This is a genomic window from Methylotenera sp. N17, from assembly GCF_000799155.1.
In the GTDB taxonomy this organism is placed as follows: Bacteria; Pseudomonadota; Gammaproteobacteria; order Burkholderiales; family Methylophilaceae; genus Methylophilus.
The window spans coordinates 1,558,297-1,577,422 of sequence record NZ_JUGE01000001.1; the positions used below are offsets into that span (position 1 = coordinate 1,558,297).

General features: G+C 51.2%; 5 protein-coding genes. 2 read left to right on the forward strand and 3 right to left on the reverse strand.

Annotation, left to right across the window (positions count from 1 at the left end; genetic code table 11):
• Positions 1-87: 87 nt before the first annotated feature.
• Complete coding sequence (locus tag FG11_RS07495; RefSeq protein ID WP_047534071.1) at positions 88-14,109, reverse strand: immunoglobulin-like domain-containing protein; 14,022 nt, start codon at positions 14,107-14,109, stop codon at positions 88-90.
• 302 nt (positions 14,110-14,411) lie between these two features.
• Here FG11_RS07495 and FG11_RS07500 point away from each other — a divergent pair, with 302 nt between their 5' ends.
• Together FG11_RS07500 and FG11_RS07505 are read left to right on the forward strand one after the other, a co-directional pair.
• Positions 14,412-15,062 (forward strand): transglutaminase-like cysteine peptidase, encoded by a 651-nt coding sequence (locus FG11_RS07500; RefSeq protein ID WP_052185085.1) that lies wholly within the window; start codon positions 14,412-14,414, stop codon positions 15,060-15,062.
• A 19-nt stretch (positions 15,063-15,081) separates the two neighbouring features.
• Positions 15,082-17,004, forward strand: a complete 1,923-nt coding sequence (locus FG11_RS07505; RefSeq protein WP_047534073.1) for a bifunctional diguanylate cyclase/phosphodiesterase — start codon at positions 15,082-15,084, stop codon at positions 17,002-17,004.
• A gap of 70 nt (positions 17,005-17,074) precedes the next feature.
• On the opposite strand, the gene FG11_RS07510 is transcribed toward FG11_RS07505, so the two are convergent.
• Positions 17,075-17,692: a helix-turn-helix transcriptional regulator gene (locus FG11_RS07510; RefSeq protein ID WP_047534074.1), complete on the reverse strand. Its 618-nt coding sequence runs from the start codon at positions 17,690-17,692 to the stop codon at positions 17,075-17,077.
• Between the two features lie 18 nt (positions 17,693-17,710).
• Positions 17,711-19,123 (reverse strand): HlyD family type I secretion periplasmic adaptor subunit, encoded by a 1,413-nt coding sequence (locus tag FG11_RS07515; protein WP_047534075.1) that lies wholly within the window; start codon positions 19,121-19,123, stop codon positions 17,711-17,713.
• Between the last annotated feature and the right edge of the window lie 3 nt (positions 19,124-19,126).

The following is a 19,126-nucleotide window of genomic DNA, read 5'->3' on the forward strand; positions in this document are numbered from 1 at the left end:
ACTATACATAACTTTCCAAGTAAAGAAAAAGGGAGCAGCCAAATCGCGCCGCCCCCTCTAAAAACCATCAAACAGTGTTAATAAATGTTAATCCACAACTAAAGCACCATTGGCCAACATACGTTGTAGCAAATCTGTTTCATTGCCAGCTGTTGCGCCGGTCGCGGTATACAGGTTAATGCCTTGCAAGACAATACGTTGATCCTCTTGCGCTGCACTATAAGTGCCGCCAGTGAATCCACCTGCCGAGCTAATTCGGATTTCGGTATTGCCGCCATTGATATTAATATCAATATAATTCAGCAAGTTACCAATATTAGGAACGCTTCCGGTATTCAACAAGGTAGAGGCTTCGCCTTGTAGTAAATCGCGTAAATCTAGCGCATCTACTCTTGTTGCATTAAAGTCGGTCACTGTCGCATTGCCAGATCCACCGTAACGGAAATCAGTCACAGTATCGATGGCCGGTACACCTAACGTGCCTTTATCAGCAAGATTCCATTCAAAAATATCTTTACCAAGCGTGCCATTGGCAGGTGTGCCAGTGTCGCCTGTAAGCGTATCATTGCCTGCCCCGCCTATGATGCGATCATCGCCCAGCAAACCCATTAAGGTGTTATTACCATCATTACCGATGATTCGGTTATTGACAGCATTACCTGTCACGTTGGTGTTAAACGATCCACTTAGCGTAACGTTTTCAAAGTTGGTGGCAATGGTATAGGTACCGGGATTATAAGTAGCTGCAATCTCGATATTGTCAGTACCCTCATTTGCATTCTCAACAATCACATCGCCAGCACTGTCTATGCGATAGATATCATCGCCCAAACCACCAATCATCGTATCGTTGCCAGCGCCACCAATCAGAATGTCAGCACCGTCTCCACCATACAAGGTATCGTCACCGTCTCCGCCATCTAGGTAGTCAGCTCCGCCATATCCGTACATGATGTCGTTACCGCCAAAGCCTTGGATATAGTCTCGCCCTTCTGCACCCGTCAAAGTGTTGGTGTTACCATCACCATCCAACACAGAGCCTGTCCGCAAGTAGTATTGCTGATTGATGACATCGTCTTCAACAATATCCTGGATACGTGTATCTGTAATATTAGGCAAGTTAGCTGCTGAGAAGAACGCAATACTATCTAGCGAGAATGGTACCCATGTTGAACTGGATGTCAGTTTAAACTCAAACTGCAAGTTGGCATTACCGCCTTGTTCCCAATACAACAACTCAATTGAGGTGAATCCGGAAATCAAATCGGACACTTCCACGTTGGTAAACGTACGTGTGGTGGGTGGTTGATTGCCGTCAAACTCAATCAGCGTTTCACCGCCGACTTTCAATCTAAAGCCATCATCCGCATAGACTCTAAAGTCGTAGTTACCACGCTCTAGATACGCAAACCCTGTCATTCGGATAATCGCATCTGTGGTTGTGCCTAAGCCTGTTTGTGTGCCTACCGTTGCGCCCACTGGTGTGCCTGTTTGCACTACGGCAGTTGCAGCATCTGTGTACAAGAAGTTAGACAACTCTCGATTGGTTAACGTGTAATCATAGCCTGGCAAACCAGAGCCTGCTGCGGTGTTAGGGTTAGTACCCAAGTTACCGTTCACAGCCCTATCATTGCCAAACTCGTCTGTCTGCAAATCATTACCATAATTTAAGCTACGTACACTAAACCTTACATCGGCTGCATTGGTTGCTGCTGCGTTAGACGTCCCTACGATATTGCCAGGGCCACCCATAGCCAAATTACGGCCATTGATAATCGCAGTCACATCTTCTACCGATTCAATATTCGCGCTTGTCCCCAATGCCGTTGCAGTACCATCATCAGCATGCACACGATTACCGGCAACCACGGTTTCGTTGTATCCGTAGTATTCACCCATCAGACCATCTGCAACAATCGCTACTGGCACTGGTGTAATCGCGGTTAAGTCTAAGGTACCAAGAACGGCTACTGAAATCGTGGCAGTATCAAAGCCGCCATTGTTATCCGTAATCCGATACGTGAAGACATCATTGACTGTTTGCCCACCCAAGATGTTTTGCGTCTGGATGCGGCTGTTGTCCAAGGTGTAGGTATAAGTACCATTAGAGTTAATCACCAACGTGCCATAAATACCACTGACTGTAAGTGCAGAACCTAATGGCACTGCGCCCACCACGGCACCTGTACCTGCCACTGCCCCAGTGATAAACAGCGTATCGTTATTAGGATCAGCATCAGCTACATTGCCACTGCCACCCAATATCGCGTTGCCCGCCAACACTGAGTTCACAGTGTCTTCCTGCAAGTTGCTAACCGGTACATCGTTGATTGCATCTGGTGCATTATTGACATCCGTAATGGTGGCTGTGCCCACAGCAGAGGTATTGGTAGTAACACCTACCGTCCTGGTCGCTGTCAGCGTAAAGGTTTCACTGACTTCAGTAATGTTGTCTTGCGTAATTGGTGTACGCACCAATACATAAGTACCATTGATTGGGATAGTCGCAGTAGTCGCATTGCTCCAAGTAGCGCCATTGTCTGTCGACACTTGAATATTGGTCGCACCTGCTGCACCATAATCTACGCCGCCGCCAGTGGCTGTGCCATTAGCAAGCGCCAAACTGAAGGTAGTCGCCACAGAAGACGGATTGCTGAGTGACACAACGAATTGCGCAAAGCCTGCTGTTTGATCTGACACAGTAAGACTGGACACGGCTAATGTTGGCGTATCGTTATCCGTACCACCTGCCCCTGCACCATCATCGCGTATCGTACCGATACCGATACCATCAGCAATCGTCGCATTGGTTGCACCACTCAAATTGACTCTAAAGGTTTCACTGCCTTCATATATATTGTCGTTCAGAATAGGCACTGTAATGGTTTGCGTGGTGACGCCAGAGGCAAAAGTTAAGGTACCAGAGCTGGCAGTATAGTCACTACCAGACAATGCTGTTTGATTCACCATGCCGTAATTCACGGTCACCGTATTACCGCTTGCTGCACTTAAGGTCACCGTAAACGTCATGGTACCGGCAGCCTCATTCACGGTGACATCGTTAATCGTTAAGCTTGGGGTAGGATCATTATCGGTAATCGTACCCGTGCCTGTCACACCGCCAACCGTCAGCAACAATGTTTCATTTGGCTCATCCAACGTATCATTCACGGTTGGAATACTGACGCTGAAGCTTGTCACACCACCGGGAATAGTAATCAGCCCGGTGCCTGAGTTATAAGTCACGCCATTCGTGAAAGTCATTGCGCCATAATCGGTAGGCGATGCCGTACCGCTGAGCGCTAGCGATAAATCAACGGCAGCAGCGTGGGCTGAAATTGTCACGGCGTAGGATAATGTCGCCCCTTCTGTCACCGTAGGGCTAGAGACGGTGATTTGCTCATCCACAATGGTGGCCGTGCCGGTAGCATTTGTATTGCTGGTAGTGCCAGTGGTGACATTGGCAGATAGCGTAAATGTCTCGTTTTGAAGCTCGGTACCACCAGTGTTTTGGTTGATAGCTGTGCGAACAAGAACAGTGGTTTCTCCTGCAGCAAATGTCGCCGTGTTTACACCAAACGCCGACCAAGTCACACCACCATCGGTAGAGACCTGCATACGAGTGTTGTTGCCATAATCTTGGGTAGAGCTAGCCGCTGGGTTTGCTGTGCCACCGCCAGTGGCTGTACCATTGGCAAAGCTTAAACTCACTGTGACTGCACTGCTACTTGGGTTAGACAAGCTCACAGTAAACACTGCGTTGAGGTTATCCACTTCCGCGACTGAAATATTATTTACGCTCAGTGCAGGCGCCGCATCATCATCATTGATTGTACCCACGCCGGTAACGCCGCCTACGGTCAAGTTGTAGGTCTCATTAGGCTCATCTATCGCATCTTGAGTCGATGCGATAGTTGCAGTAAAGCTAGTAACGCCAGCTGGCACAGTTAATATGCCACCACTTAAAGTAACGCCATTTGAGAACGTCACAGCACTGCTGTAATCCACATCCGACGTAGCTGTACCACCACCCAAGCTATAAGCATACGTAGTCGCCACACTAGATCCATTGGTCAATGTAATGGTATGCACCAAATTACCGCCCTCTGTTACGCTTGCAGCGCTCACGCTCTGGATAGTGGGCACAGCATCATTATCAATAATGGTGCCTACGCCTTGGGAATCTGCAATCGTCGCATTGGTCGCACCGCTCAAATTCACAAAGAATGTTTCATTTGGCTCATCAATGGCGTCATTATTAATGGGCACGGTAATGGTTCGTGTCGTTTGCCCTGGCGTAAATGTCACTGTGCCTGTGCTATTAGTATAATCAAGTCCTACTCCAGCCTGAGCCGTACCATCTGCAGTGGCATAATTTACGGTAACTGTTTGTCCTGATGCCGCTGATAATGTCACGGTAAATGTTGCAGTGCCCGCTGATTCATTCACGGTCACATCGTTAATGGTCAGGCTAGGCGTTGGGTCATTATCGGTAATGGTTGTGGTAACACTACCATTTGTGCCGCTCACCACGATACTTTCAAAATTACCTCCAGTTGCAGAAGCAATGGTGACCGTAAAGTTTTCTAATGGCTCATCTAACAAATCATCAATGGTCGCAATATTAAAATTAGCAGAGCTGCTCCCGGCAGGAATAGTCACGGTAGCTACGCCCGTATAGTCCGTTCCGTTTGCCGCCGTACCACTATAAGTTAAGTTTATCGTCACCGCAGTTGTCTGCGCCGGGCTGGTCAGCGAAACCGTATACGAACCTGATGCGCCCTCCGTCACATTGGCACTTCCAGAAATACTCACAGTGGTCGCATCCGCATCTTCATTGACGGTGGTGCTGACGGTGCTGCTGGTGGTCAAGGCTTCGTAGGTGCCGCCACTGGTGCTGGCAATACTGCGCACGACGGTGGTGCTGCCTTGCACATAGACGTCATCCGCACGGACCACGACTGGCGCACTGGTGCCGCTGGTCTGACCGACGGCGATGCTGATGGTAGTGCCGTTATCTAAGGTAATGACGAGCGGACTGCCAGTCACAGCATTGGAGACCGTGGCGGTGTAGGTAATGGTGTTGCCTTCTAATACGCTGCCAGCAGAGGCGGTTAAGGTCACGGTGGTCGCATCCGCATCATCGATGACGGTGTTGTTGACGGTACCGGTGGTATTGACCGCTTCGTAGTTAGCACCACTGGTACTGCTGATGGTGACTGGGCTCAAGGTTTGTGTGCCTTGGGCGTAGGCGTCGTCAGCACGTACCGGGACCGCAGCGCTGTTGGCGCTGGTTTGTCCGACAGGGATGGTGATGGTGCTGCCGTTGCTTAAGGTCACGACCAATGGTGTACCGGTCACGGCGTTGTTGACGGTGGCGGTGTATACAATGCTGCCGCCTTCGCTAATGGCGCTGCCATTGGTGGCAGAGCTTAGGGTCACGGTGGTCGCATCCGCATCTTCATTGACGGTGGTGCTGACGGTGCTGCTGGTGGTCAAGGCTTCGTAGGTGCCGCCACTGGTGCTGGCAATACTGCGCACGACGGTGGTGCTGCCTTGCACATAGACGTCATCGGCACGGACCACGACTGGCGCACTGGTGCCGCTGGTCTGACCGACGGCGATGCTGATGGTAGTGCCGTTATCTAAGGTAATGACGAGCGGACTGCCAGTCACAGCATTGGAGACCGTGGCGGTGTAGGTAATGGTGTTGCCTTCTAATACGCTGCCAGCAGAGGCGGTTAAGGTCACGGTGGTCGCATCCGCATCATCGATGACGGTGTTGTTGACGGTACCGGTGGTATTGACCGCTTCGTAGTTAGCACCACTGGTACTGCTGATGGTGACTGGGCTCAAGGTTTGTGTGCCTTGGGCGTAGGCGTCGTCAGCACGTACCGGGACCGCAGCGCTGTTGGCGCTGGTTTGTCCGACAGGGATGGTGATGGTGCTGCCGTTGCTTAAGGTCACGACCAATGGTGTACCGGTCACGGCGTTGTTGACGGTGGCGGTGTATACAATGCTGCCGCCTTCGCTAATGGCGCTGCCATTGGTGGCAGAGCTTAGGGTCACGGTGGTCGCATCCGCATCTTCATTGACGGTGGTGCTGACGGTGCTGCTGGTGGTCAAGGCTTCGTAGGTGCCGCCACTGGTGCTGGCAATACTGCGCACGACGGTGGTGCTGCCTTGCACATAGACGTCATCCGCACGGACCACGACTGGCGCACTGGTGCCGCTGGTCTGACCGACGGCGATGCTGATGGTAGTGCCGTTATCTAAGGTAATGACGAGCGGACTGCCAGTCACAGCATTGGAGACCGTGGCGGTGTAGGTAATGGTGTTGCCTTCTAATACGCTGCCAGCAGAGGCGGTTAAGGTCACGGTGGTCGCATCCGCATCATCGATGACGGTGTTGTTGACGGTACCGGTGGTATTGACCGCTTCGTAGTTGGCACCACTGGTACTGCTGATGGTGACTGGGCTCAAGGTTTGTGTGCCTTGGGCGTAGGCGTCGTCAGCACGTACCGGGACCGCAGCGCTGTTGGCGCTGGTTTGTCCGACAGGGATGGTGATGGTGCTGCCGTTGCTTAAGGTCACGACCAATGGTGTACCGGTCACGGCGTTGTTGACGGTGGCGGTGTATACAATGCTGCCGCCTTCGCTAATGGCGCTGCCATTGGTGGCAGAGCTTAGGGTCACGGTGGTCGCATCCGCATCTTCATTGACGGTGGTGCTGACGGTGCTGCTGGTGGTCAAGGCTTCGTAGGTGCCGCCACTGGTGCTGGCAATACTGCGCACGACGGTGGTGCTGCCTTGCACATAGACGTCATCGGCACGGACCACGACTGGCGCACTGGTGCCGCTGGTCTGACCGACGGCGATGCTGATGGTAGTGCCGTTATCTAAGGTAATGACGAGCGGACTGCCAGTCACAGCATTGGAGACCGTGGCGGTGTAGGTAATGGTGTTGCCTTCTAATACGCTGCCAGCAGAGGCGGTTAAGGTCACGGTGGTCGCATCCGCATCATCGATGACGGTGTTGTTGACGGTACCGGTGGTATTGACCGCTTCGTAGTTGGCACCACTGGTACTGCTGATGGTGACTGGGCTCAAGGTTTGTGTGCCTTGGGCGTAGGCGTCGTCAGCACGTACCGGGACCGCAGCGCTGTTGGCGCTGGTTTGTCCGACAGGGATGGTGATGGTGCTGCCGTTGCTTAAGGTCACGACCAATGGTGTACCGGTCACGGCGTTGTTGACGGTGGCGGTGTATACAATGCTGCCGCCTTCGCTAATGGCGCTGCCATTGGTGGCAGAGCTTAGGGTCACGGTGGTCGCATCCGCATCTTCATTGACGGTGGTGCTGACGGTGCTGCTGGTGGTCAAGGCTTCGTAGGTGCCGCCACTGGTGCTGGCAATACTGCGCACGACGGTGGTGCTGCCTTGCACATAGACGTCATCCGCACGGACCACGACTGGCGCACTGGTGCCGCTGGTCTGACCGACGGCGATGCTGATGGTAGTGCCGTTATCTAAGGTAATGACGAGCGGACTGCCAGTCACAGCATTGGAGACCGTGGCGGTGTAGGTAATGGTGTTGCCTTCTAATACGCTGCCAGCAGAGGCGGTTAAGGTCACGGTGGTCGCATCCGCATCATCGATGACGGTGTTGTTGACGGTACCGGTGGTATTGACCGCTTCGTAGTTAGCACCACTGGTACTGCTGATGGTGACTGGGCTCAAGGTTTGTGTGCCTTGGGCGTAGGCGTCGTCAGCACGTACCGGGACCGCAGCGCTGTTGGCGCTGGTTTGTCCGACAGGGATGGTGATGGTGCTGCCGTTGCTTAAGGTCACGACCAATGGTGTACCGGTCACGGCGTTGTTGACGGTGGCGGTGTATACAATGCTGCCGCCTTCGCTAATGGCGCTGCCATTGGTGGCAGAGCTTAGGGTCACGGTGGTCGCATCCGCATCTTCATTGACGGTGGTGCTGACGGTGCTGCTGGTGGTCAAGGCTTCGTAGGTGCCGCCACTGGTGCTGGCAATACTGCGCACGACGGTGGTGCTGCCTTGCACATAGACGTCATCCGCACGGACCACGACTGGCGCACTGGTGCCGCTGGTCTGACCGACGGCGATGCTGATGGTAGTGCCGTTATCTAAGGTAATGACGAGCGGACTGCCAGTCACAGCATTGGAGACCGTGGCGGTGTAGGTAATGGTGTTGCCTTCTAATACGCTGCCAGCAGAGGCGGTTAAGGTCACGGTGGTCGCATCCGCATCATCGATGACGGTGTTGTTGACGGTACCGGTGGTATTGACCGCTTCGTAGTTGGCACCACTGGTACTGCTGATGGTGACTGGGCTCAAGGTTTGTGTGCCTTGGGCGTAGGCGTCGTCAGCACGTACCGGGACCGCAGCGCTGTTGGCGCTGGTTTGTCCGACAGGGATGGTGATGGTGCTGCCGTTGCTTAAGGTCACGACCAATGGTGTACCGGTCACGGCGTTGTTGACGGTGGCGGTGTATACAATGCTGCCGCCTTCGCTAATGGCGCTGCCATTGGTGGCAGAGCTTAGGGTCACGGTGGTCGCATCCGCATCTTCATTGACGGTGGTGCTGACGGTGCTGCTGGTGGTCAAGGCTTCGTAGGTGCCGCCACTGGTGCTGGCAATACTGCGCACGACGGTGGTGCTGCCTTGCACATAGACGTCATCCGCACGGACCACGACTGGCGCACTGGTGCCGCTGGTCTGACCGACGGCGATGCTGATGGTAGTGCCGTTATCTAAGGTAATGACGAGCGGACTGCCAGTCACAGCATTGGAGACCGTGGCGGTGTAGGTAATGGTGTTGCCTTCTAATACGCTGCCAGCAGAGGCGGTTAAGGTCACGGTGGTCGCATCCGCATCATCGATGACGGTGTTGTTGACGGTACCGGTGGTATTGACCGCTTCGTAGTTGGCACCACTGGTACTGCTGATGGTGACTGGGCTCAAGGTTTGTGTGCCTTGGGCGTAGGCGTCGTCAGCACGTACCGGGACCGCAGCGCTGTTGGCGCTGGTTTGTCCGACAGGGATGGTGATGGTGCTGCCGTTGCTTAAGGTCACGACCAATGGTGTACCGGTCACGGCGTTGTTGACGGTGGCGGTGTATACAATGCTGCCGCCTTCGCTAATGGCGCTGCCATTGGTGGCAGAGCTTAGGGTCACGGTGGTCGCATCCGCATCTTCATTGACGGTGGTGCTGACGGTGCTGCTGGTGGTCAAGGCTTCGTAGGTGCCGCCACTGGTGCTGGCAATACTGCGCACGACGGTGGTGCTGCCTTGCACATAGACGTCATCGGCACGGACCACGACTGGCGCACTGGTGCCGCTGGTCTGACCGACGGCGATGCTGATGGTAGTGCCGTTATCTAAGGTAATGACGAGCGGACTGCCAGTCACAGCATTGGAGACCGTGGCGGTGTAGGTAATGGTGTTGCCTTCTAATACGCTGCCAGCAGAGGCGGTTAAGGTCACGGTGGTCGCATCCGCATCATCGATGACGGTGTTGTTGACGGTACCGGTGGTATTGACCGCTTCGTAGTTGGCACCACTGGTACTGCTGATGGTGACTGGGCTCAAGGTTTGTGTGCCTTGGGCGTAGGCGTCGTCAGCACGTACCGGGACCGCAGCGCTGTTGGCGCTGGTTTGTCCGACAGGGATGGTGATGGTGCTGCCGTTGCTTAAGGTCACGACCAATGGTGTACCGGTCACGGCGTTGTTGACGGTGGCGGTGTATACAATGCTGCCGCCTTCGCTAATGGCGCTGCCATTGGTGGCAGAGCTTAGGGTCACGGTGGTCGCATCCGCATCTTCATTGACGGTGGTGCTGACGGTGCTGCTGGTGGTCAAGGCTTCGTAGGTGCCGCCACTGGTGCTGGCAATACTGCGCACGACGGTGGTGCTGCCTTGCACATAGACGTCATCGGCACGGACCACGACTGGCGCACTGGTGCCGCTGGTCTGACCGACGGCGATGCTGATGGTAGTGCCGTTATCTAAGGTAATGACGAGCGGACTGCCAGTCACAGCATTGGAGACCGTGGCGGTGTAGGTAATGGTGTTGCCTTCTAATACGCTGCCAGCAGAGGCGGTTAAGGTCACGGTGGTCGCATCCGCATCATCGATGACGGTGTTGTTGACGGTACCGGTGGTATTGACCGCTTCGTAGTTAGCACCACTGGTACTGCTGATGGTGACTGGGCTCAAGGTTTGTGTGCCTTGGGCGTAGGCGTCGTCAGCACGTACCGGGACCGCAGCGCTGTTGGCGCTGGTTTGTCCGACAGGGATGGTGATGGTGCTGCCGTTGCTTAAGGTCACGACCAATGGTGTACCGGTCACGGCGTTGTTGACGGTGGCGGTGTATACAATGCTGCCGCCTTCGCTAATGGCGCTGCCATTGGTGGCAGAGCTTAGGGTCACGGTGGTCGCATCCGCATCTTCATTGACGGTGGTGCTGACGGTGCTGCTGGTGGTCAAGGCTTCGTAGGTGCCGCCACTGGTGCTGGCAATACTGCGCACGACGGTGGTGCTGCCTTGCACATAGACGTCATCCGCACGGACCACGACTGGCGCACTGGTGCCGCTGGTCTGACCGACGGCGATGCTGATGGTAGTGCCGTTATCTAAGGTAATGACGAGCGGACTGCCAGTCACAGCATTGGAGACCGTGGCGGTGTAGGTAATGGTGTTGCCTTCTAATACGCTGCCAGCAGAGGCGGTTAAGGTCACGGTGGTCGCATCCGCATCATCGATGACGGTGTTGTTGACGGTACCGGTGGTATTGACCGCTTCGTAGTTGGCACCACTGGTACTGCTGATGGTGACTGGGCTCAAGGTTTGTGTGCCTTGGGCGTAGGCGTCGTCAGCACGTACCGGGACCGCAGCGCTGTTGGCGCTGGTTTGTCCGACAGGGATGGTGATGGTGCTGCCGTTGCTTAAGGTCACGACCAATGGTGTACCGGTCACGGCGTTGTTGACGGTGGCGGTGTATACAATGCTGCCGCCTTCGCTAATGGCGGTGCCATTGGTGGCAGAGCTTAGGGTGACGGTGGTCGCATCAATCGTATCCAACACGTTAGTTACCGCAGGTGTAGGATCAATCGAGCTTAAAATTCCACCGCCACTTAAGGCAGTAATCGTCGCACTAACGGTAGTAGGGTCAATATATGGGTCGTCCGATCCGGCAATCGATAGACTGACCGAGCCCGTGGTTCCTCCAGCAGGAATAACGATGCTTTGTCCATTAGACAAAGTCACAGTCAAGTTACTGGTCGGCGGTTGAGTGATAGTGGCGGTGTAAGTGATGACACCTCCAGCTTCTGTGATGCTCGGCGTGGCTGACAATGTGACGGTTGCAACATCGTTGTCTAACAAGTTAGTGGTAACGCTGCCATTTGCTGCGCTGACTACAAGATTTTCAAAATTGCCACCACTAATAGCACCTATCCCCACCACGATCGTTTCGCTACCTTCTGCTGCAACGTCATCTGTAATAGGCAAAGTAAAACTGACACTGCTAGCGCCTGCCGGAATAGTGACGACGGCTATACCAGTGTAATCACTGCCATTGCTGGCTGTACCAGCATAGGTGATGTTGATAGTCAGTGCAGTCTGTGCTGGGTTGGTGAGCGATACCGTATAGCTGGCTGTACCCCCTTCTGTAGCACTTGCACTGCCTGTAATGCTGATGGTGGTGGTATTAATCGTGTCTGTCACGTTGGTGGTAGCTGGTGCCGGATTCACGTTCAATTGCTCAAAGTTGCCGCCACTGGCACTGCTGATGGTTTTGCTAACAGATCCAGCATCCACGTACACATCGTCTGTCGGCGCTGCCAAAGTGGTGGTGCCGGTAGTTGCACCAGCCGCAATATTAATCACTTCGCCAGTAGATAAAGTGACAGTCACTGCTGACTGTGCAGGATTGCTCAAAGTCGCGGTGTATATAATGCTGCCGCCTTCAGCTACCGTAGGGGTTGCTGTTAATGTTACCGTTGTCGCATCTACGGTATCTGTAATCGTCGTCGTCGCGGGGGCAGCATTGACTACAAGGCTTTCAAAATTACCACCTGTTGCAGAAGTAATCGTGAGTGAGACAGTGCCTGTATCGACATAAACATCATCCGTCGGTGCTGAGATTGAAAGCGTACCCGTTGTTGCGCCATTGGGAATCGTAATCGTGCTGCCATTACTCAATGTCACAGTGACTGCACCTTGCGCCGGACTGGTCAATGTTGCTGTGTATACAATGCTGCCACCCTCAGCAACACTTGGCGTAGCGGACAAACTCACAGTTGTGACATCAATAGTATCTGTAATATTGGTCACTGCAGGTGTAGGATCAATCGAGCTGAGGATACCGCCGCCGCTTAGCGTAGTAATCGTAGCGCTTACGGTAGTAGGGTCTATATATACATCATCACTCCCTACCAACGTGTAATTGCCTGTGGCAGAGGTCGCGCCTGCCGGAATAGTAATAACAACCCCATTATCAAGCGTCACGGTGAGTGGGCTGGTAGGTGCTTGCGTGATGGTCGCAGTATAGACAATGGTGCCACCTGCCTCCGTAATGCTAGCAGTTGCAGTCAAGGTCACGGTAGCAACGTCGTTATCAAGCAAATTAGTTGTGACAGAGCCGTTGCTGCCACTCACCACTAGGTTCTCGAAATTACCGCCAGATACAGAGCCAATACCCACCACTAAGGTTTCGGAGCCTTCTGCCAATGCATCATCATTCATCACAATATTGAATGTTGCACTGCTCTGCCCTGCTAGGATCGTCACACTGGTGACCGCAGTATAGTCTGCACCATTCGCGGTGCCACTATAGACTAAGTTAATTGTAGTATTGGTTTGCGCTGGGCTGGTCAAGGAAACCGTATATGTTGCCGTACCATTCTCAAGGACAGAAGCCGTACCGGTAATACTCACTGTTGTGGTGTCAGCCGTATCCGTAATCGTTGTATTGACTGGCGTAGTATTCACTGCCAAGTTCTCAAAGTTACCGCCAGTTGCACTTGCAATAGACCGAGTCACGATAGAACTATCTAAATAGACATCGTCAGTTGGTGCCGGAATGCTGATAGAAGCCGATGTTGCACCCGCAGCAATGACAATAACCTCGCCAGTAGACAAAGTCACAGTGACTACTGTACCTGCCGGGTTACTTAAACTTACTGTGTATACAATCGCACCGCCCTCAGCTACGCTGGGGCTTGCAGTTAAGGTTAGCGCAGTGGTGTCCACCGTATCGGTAATTATTGTGACTGCCGGCGTTGTGCTTACAGTCATTGGCTCAGCGCTACCAGTCACAGTCGTGATTGTCGTGCTGATCGTAGATTGGTCTAAATAAGGGTCGTCATTCGGTGCAACGGTATAGGTTGCAGTGCCAGTGCTGGCACCTGCTGGAATCAATACAGTTTGACCATTGGAAAGCAATATTGACATGGGAGCGGTGGCAGCACGGCTCAATGTCACGGTGTAAATAATATCGCCACCCGCCTCTGTCAGTGATGAGGTAGCGCTTAAGCTCACGCCCAATGGCGGAAGTGAAGGCGTTGTCGTTAATCCGGTATTATTTAAATCAAGGTTCAACTCATCTTGCGTACGCGCACGAATCGGCTCATCTTGTAACTCACCATCAATATTGTATTCGTATGCAAAGCTGAATTGATTGAGCACATCATTGATGCGAAGCAAATTAACGAAGCCAAAACCGTAAGAATTTCTGCCGCCAGCATTGCCTGCCGCCGTTTCTTCCAGCACTTCGTTCACGTCCTGGCCAGACTCAATGGCTTTGACTACACTCTCAATGGTGGCCAAATCCACAGACCCATCTAATTTATCTTGCGCAAAAATTGTGGCTAAATCTTCGGTCAGCGCCACAATTTGATTGGCTGGAATATTAATATTTCGGCCATCGTTCATCGATAGCTCGACCAGCGCGCCAGACATGGTCTGGATGGTATCGCCCAACTCAACGGAGTCACCTAACTGAAGCTCTCGCTTTTCACCATTGTCTTTAGTGATGTAAGCGGTTCCTGTTAATGCAACAACTTTTCCGATGAGTGCCATGGTTTTATTCCAAATAATTAATTAAAAACAGCAAGTCAAATTGACCACACTGGCATTAAACACAAGTTTTTACCAAAAAAATATTGTACTAACGGCCAATACGCCTACTTTTTAGAACTACCCAATAAAAGCCAGTTTGATTGTGGCTTTCAAATACGTCTGCCACTGTAAAAATAGCGAAAATGGGTTTTCCTTATGGTTAAATAGGTGCATTCTCGCTTAAGCGGTGGTAGCACCTTGTTTTGGAGCAAGTTATTTCAACACCTGTGACCAGCATTGTTCATGTTATCGATCGCGCGCGCATGTTGATATGCATCATGCTCGGATTCTGCTGCGTCGCATACCTGTATGCCGGTGGCGTGCAATTTAATCGCTTAACCGAACTTGCCAAACAGCGCTATGGCGACCACGCCGTGCAAAGCATAGGCGAGCTCAACCAAGCACTCAATCGCGTCAGTAACGCATCTGACGAAGAAAAGCTTATTGCGATTAACGGATTTTTTAATCGAAAACTTGAATTTGTTGACGATTTAAATTTATGGAAGCAATCCGATTACTGGGCGACCCCGCTTGAATCGATTGGCATGCAGGCGGGCGACTGCGAAGACTTTAGCATTGCCAAATACGTATTTTTAAAAGCGCTGAATATTTCCAATGAGAAATTACGCCTGACTTACGTACGCGCGCAACTGTATGATCAAGATGTAAAAGTCGTCAAAGCCCATATGGTGCTGAGTTATTACAAAACCCCCACGTCAGAACCCCTTATTCTGGACAATCTGATTCCGGATATTTTACCTGCATCGCAGCGACCAGATTTAAACCCGATTTTTAGCTTTAACGATAAAGGCCTATGGGTAGGCAGCAGCACGCAACCCAAAGCCAGCTCACAACAACATTTATCAAAGTGGCGGGATGTGTTGTTACGCATTCGTGCAGATGGAATAGAATAAAAGAGTTAAGGAAAAGACCATGTCACTCATTCATCAAATTCGAATCGCATTATTTCTTGTCATTATCGCAACGGCGGGTGGCAGTTTGATTTTTAGTACACTCGACAGCAAGCAATACCTAGAAGAAGAGCTGCAGAAGAAAAATCTGGACAATGCCAACGTGCTGGCACTTGCTATGTCACAAATGGAAAAAGATGCCACGATGATTGATTTATTCATTTCGGCACAGTTTGATGCGGGTCATTATCGCTATATCGGTCTGTTTGACCCCAATGGCAAACTGATTACCGAGCGTGTCAACCCCAACAGCAGCACCATCGCCCCTGATTGGTTCACACGCTGTGTGCCGATTAACGTCACCCCAGGATTCTCGAACATTCAAACTGGCTGGACGCAATACGGCACGGTGCATGTGGAAAGTGATGTGAACTTTACCTATGACCGATTATGGCATGCGGTCAAAAACATGTTGATTTGGGTGTTATCCATTAGCTTAATTGCCTATATTGCTTGCGGACAGTTGTTAAGAAGGATTTTGAAACCGCTGGATGATGTGATTGGGCAGGCGCAAGCAATTGGCGAGCGTCGCTTTATTAATATTCAAGAGCCCAAAACGACAGAATTTAAAGCCGTGGTAAGAGAAATGAATCAGCTTTCCACACGCGTCAAAGAAAATCTGAACAAAGAATCTGAGCGCTTGGATGAATTACGTTTAAGAATCAATTATGACGATGCCACCGGCTTAATGAATCACGATTACTTTATGAATACGGTTGATTCAAAACTGCACCAAGAAAGCTTTGGTGAAGGCGCGCTCATTATCATCCGCATTTGCAATCTTGCTGAGATTGACCGCGATATTGGTTACCATCAAACCAATTTAATGCTCAAAAAAATCAGCGGCGCCATCACCTCCATTTCCAGTCACCAAGAAGGCTTGATTGCAGGCCGTATTAGTGGGCGCGATATTGCAATATTTTGCGACCAACCCAAAGATGAGTTTGTATTAGCACAACACTTTAAGGAAAACTTACTGGATGCGATGACACTCGCGCACACCGAGTATCAAGCCCCGCTATTTGCTTGTGTAGTCACTAAGACTAAATTTACCGATGAAAGCCAACACTTATTTAAAGCACTCGACTTTATTCTAGAGCTCTCGCATCTCAACAACGCACAAAACTTCCGTATCGTAAATGCGAACAGTATTGTGGCCACTAAACACCAATACCTCAACGAGTGGAAAACATTACTCGGCAATGCCATCACGCATCATCGAGTCAAACTAGAACATTACCCAGTGCTCACCATTCACGGCGAGCTCATTCATTACGAAAGCCCCGTCCGTTTGCAGCTAGAGGAAAATAGTAAATGGCTATCTGCTGGCGAGTTTATTGACTGGGCCATTCAACTCGACTTAATTCAATCGATTGACACGCTTGCCCTAGAAACCGCAATAGGCTTGCTAGCGCAGCATAACCTGCCCATTTGCTTGAATATATCCGAAAGCACGATGCGGGACGCTACTTACCTTAAAACAGCGGAAAGGCTCATTCAACAGCAAGGCATCAACACTGATTTATTGAGTTTTGAAGTCCCGGAAACCGCCGCCTTTAACCATCTGAATGAATTTAAAACCTTTACCCGTCAACTCAAAATGCTGGGTTGCCGTGTGGGTGTGGAGCATGTGAGTTTACGCATTTCACGCTTGGGTGAGTTACACGACCTCGGATTAGACTATGTGAAATTTGATGCCTCTCTCATCCGTGGCATTGATATCAACGAGAGTCATAAATCATTGTTACGTGGGTTATGTTTAATTGTGCACTCAATAGGTATCTACACCATTGCCGAAGGGGTAAATACAGAAGCCGAAATCGCAGCGTTAACAGAAGTGGGCATGGATGGCCTGACTGGGCCGGGTATTCGTATGGACGAGTAAGCATACGCGCGCCAGTTAGAAATACAGTGACTATGTATACGTCAGGTAGATTAGCGTAAAAGCTGGTGTATTAAATTTGATAATTTTGGTTGAGAATTAACGCCAAGTGCAACCTATCTTTGACTTTTAGTTGCTCAAAAATAGAAGCCAAATGCGCTTTCACAGTACGGTCCGTAATATTCAAAATACGGGCAATCTCTTTATTGCTTAGCCCTTTGGCGGCCTCTACCGCCACCTCTTTCTCGCGCTGCGTCAGCTGATTCAACAAGCTGTTGACATGCGAGTTATGGCTAGTGGTCATTCTGGTCGATACTTCAATCAACTTTTGTAATAGCGTATTCCCCAACCACAGTCCGCCGTGTGCAATGACAGTTTTGATTTCAGCCAATGCTTCTGCGGTCGCGTAAGCATGGCTGTAACCTACTGCCCCCAAACTCAAGGCATATAAGGCCTCTGCCTGATCCGGCGCATTGGCCAACACCACGACTTTTGCATTGGGATAAAGCGTGGTAATGCGTTTGATTGCGCCTTGCATCCAATGCTGGCGGTCTTCGTTCATGTGTAGCCAAAATACCAGTTGTGCTTGATTGGCAGTGGTTGAGACCTCACGCACACACTGGCAATCGGTGAAAGCTTGTTGCCAGCCAGGTAATGGCTGAGACAGTGTGGTAACAAAAATATCTTGCATAGTTGTAAGGGATTCTTTTTATCGCTCGCTGAACGCGTAAGACTTTGCTTTTAATACTGGTTTTAACAGATACGATAAGACCGTTTTTTTGCCCGTCAATATGTCCACCTGCGCCATCATGCCCGGAATGATCGGCAAACCTTTGCCAATGACAGATTGCTGGGTACGCACTTTCACAATGTAATAGGCATTGCCTTTATCATCCACGGTTGAATCCGCAGCAATGCTATCCACCACGCCGTTTACAGTACCATAAATGGTGTAATCATAAGCGGTGAGCTTAATAATGGCGGCCTGCTCGGGCCTGATAAACGCAATATCTTTGATTTGGACTTTGGTTTCTAAAATCAAACTATCATCCGTCGGCACCACTTCCATTACTTCTTTACCCGGCTGTATCACACCGCCCACTGTATTGAAAAACAAGCGGCTCACTTTACCATTCACTGGAGACTTCAACATGGACTGCTTTACTTTATCGGTAAGCGCCACACTGGTTTGGGTGAGACTATTCACCTTGGCCGAAGTGTCATTGAGCTCAGTTCGCACTTTACTTAAAAAAGATTGCTCGGCTTCGGCAATTTTACGTCTAGCCTCAGAAATAGAGACTTGGATCCGGCTAATTTGCGCGCGCGCTTGGTCAATGTCTCCTCGTGCTCGCGTTGCTTCCCGGTCTAATCTTAAAATATCGATTTCCGATACCGCGCCACTGGCCAGCAAGGGCTTGTTCGCAGCCAACTCTTTACTGGCCGACTCATAAGTCTTTTCTGCAATTTCTTTTTTAAACTGCACTTCTATCAATTCCTTTTCACGCTGTACCATTTGGTCGCGCGCAATATTCACGGTGGAATCCAACTCTTCGCGACTGGCCAAATATAAAGCACGCTCTTGCTCATAGACTTGAGGCATATCTTGCTGCACCTGTGCAGGTGGACTATAACTGGTGCCATTCGCCAGTGCCTTTAATCGTGCCTCTTTTGCTAACAGCGCTAAATACTGCCCCTGATTCTCTTTGAGTGAGGAAGCCGCGCGCGTTTCATCAATCTTAATCAGCGGCGTCCCTAGCTTCACTACATCTCCAGCTTTGACTAAAATTTCCGAAACAATCCCACCATCGAGTGATTGGATTACCTGCACTTGACGTGACGGCACCACACGTCCTTCACCACGCGAAATTTCATCGACTTGTGCAAATGCTGCCCATACCAACAACGCCACCATCACAGCCAAAATGGTGTAGAGCAACTTTTTGGCTTTAAGCGGCGTTTGCTCAACAATGGCAATATCCGCTTCTTGATCCCAAGCCAAACTTTCTTGCGTTTCCGCTGGAATAACTTTATCAATCATCGAATGTATAGGCGTTGCCAGCCAATTACGGCCGCCAAATACACGGGTAAACGCCCCAATCTTTTTAAATAAGCCCTCACTCATCTC

Coding starts and splice junctions, on each gene's coding strand:
- FG11_RS07495 (WP_047534071.1), bottom strand. CDS start 14,109: ATGGCACTCATCGGAAAAGTTGTTGCATTAACAGGAACCGCTTACATC.
- FG11_RS07500 (WP_052185085.1), top strand. CDS start 14,412: ATGTTGATATGCATCATGCTCGGATTCTGCTGCGTCGCATACCTGTAT.
- FG11_RS07505 (WP_047534073.1), top strand. CDS start 15,082: ATGTCACTCATTCATCAAATTCGAATCGCATTATTTCTTGTCATTATC.
- FG11_RS07510 (WP_047534074.1), bottom strand. CDS start 17,692: ATGCAAGATATTTTTGTTACCACACTGTCTCAGCCATTACCTGGCTGG.
- FG11_RS07515 (WP_047534075.1), bottom strand. CDS start 19,123: ATGAGTGAGGGCTTATTTAAAAAGATTGGGGCGTTTACCCGTGTATTT.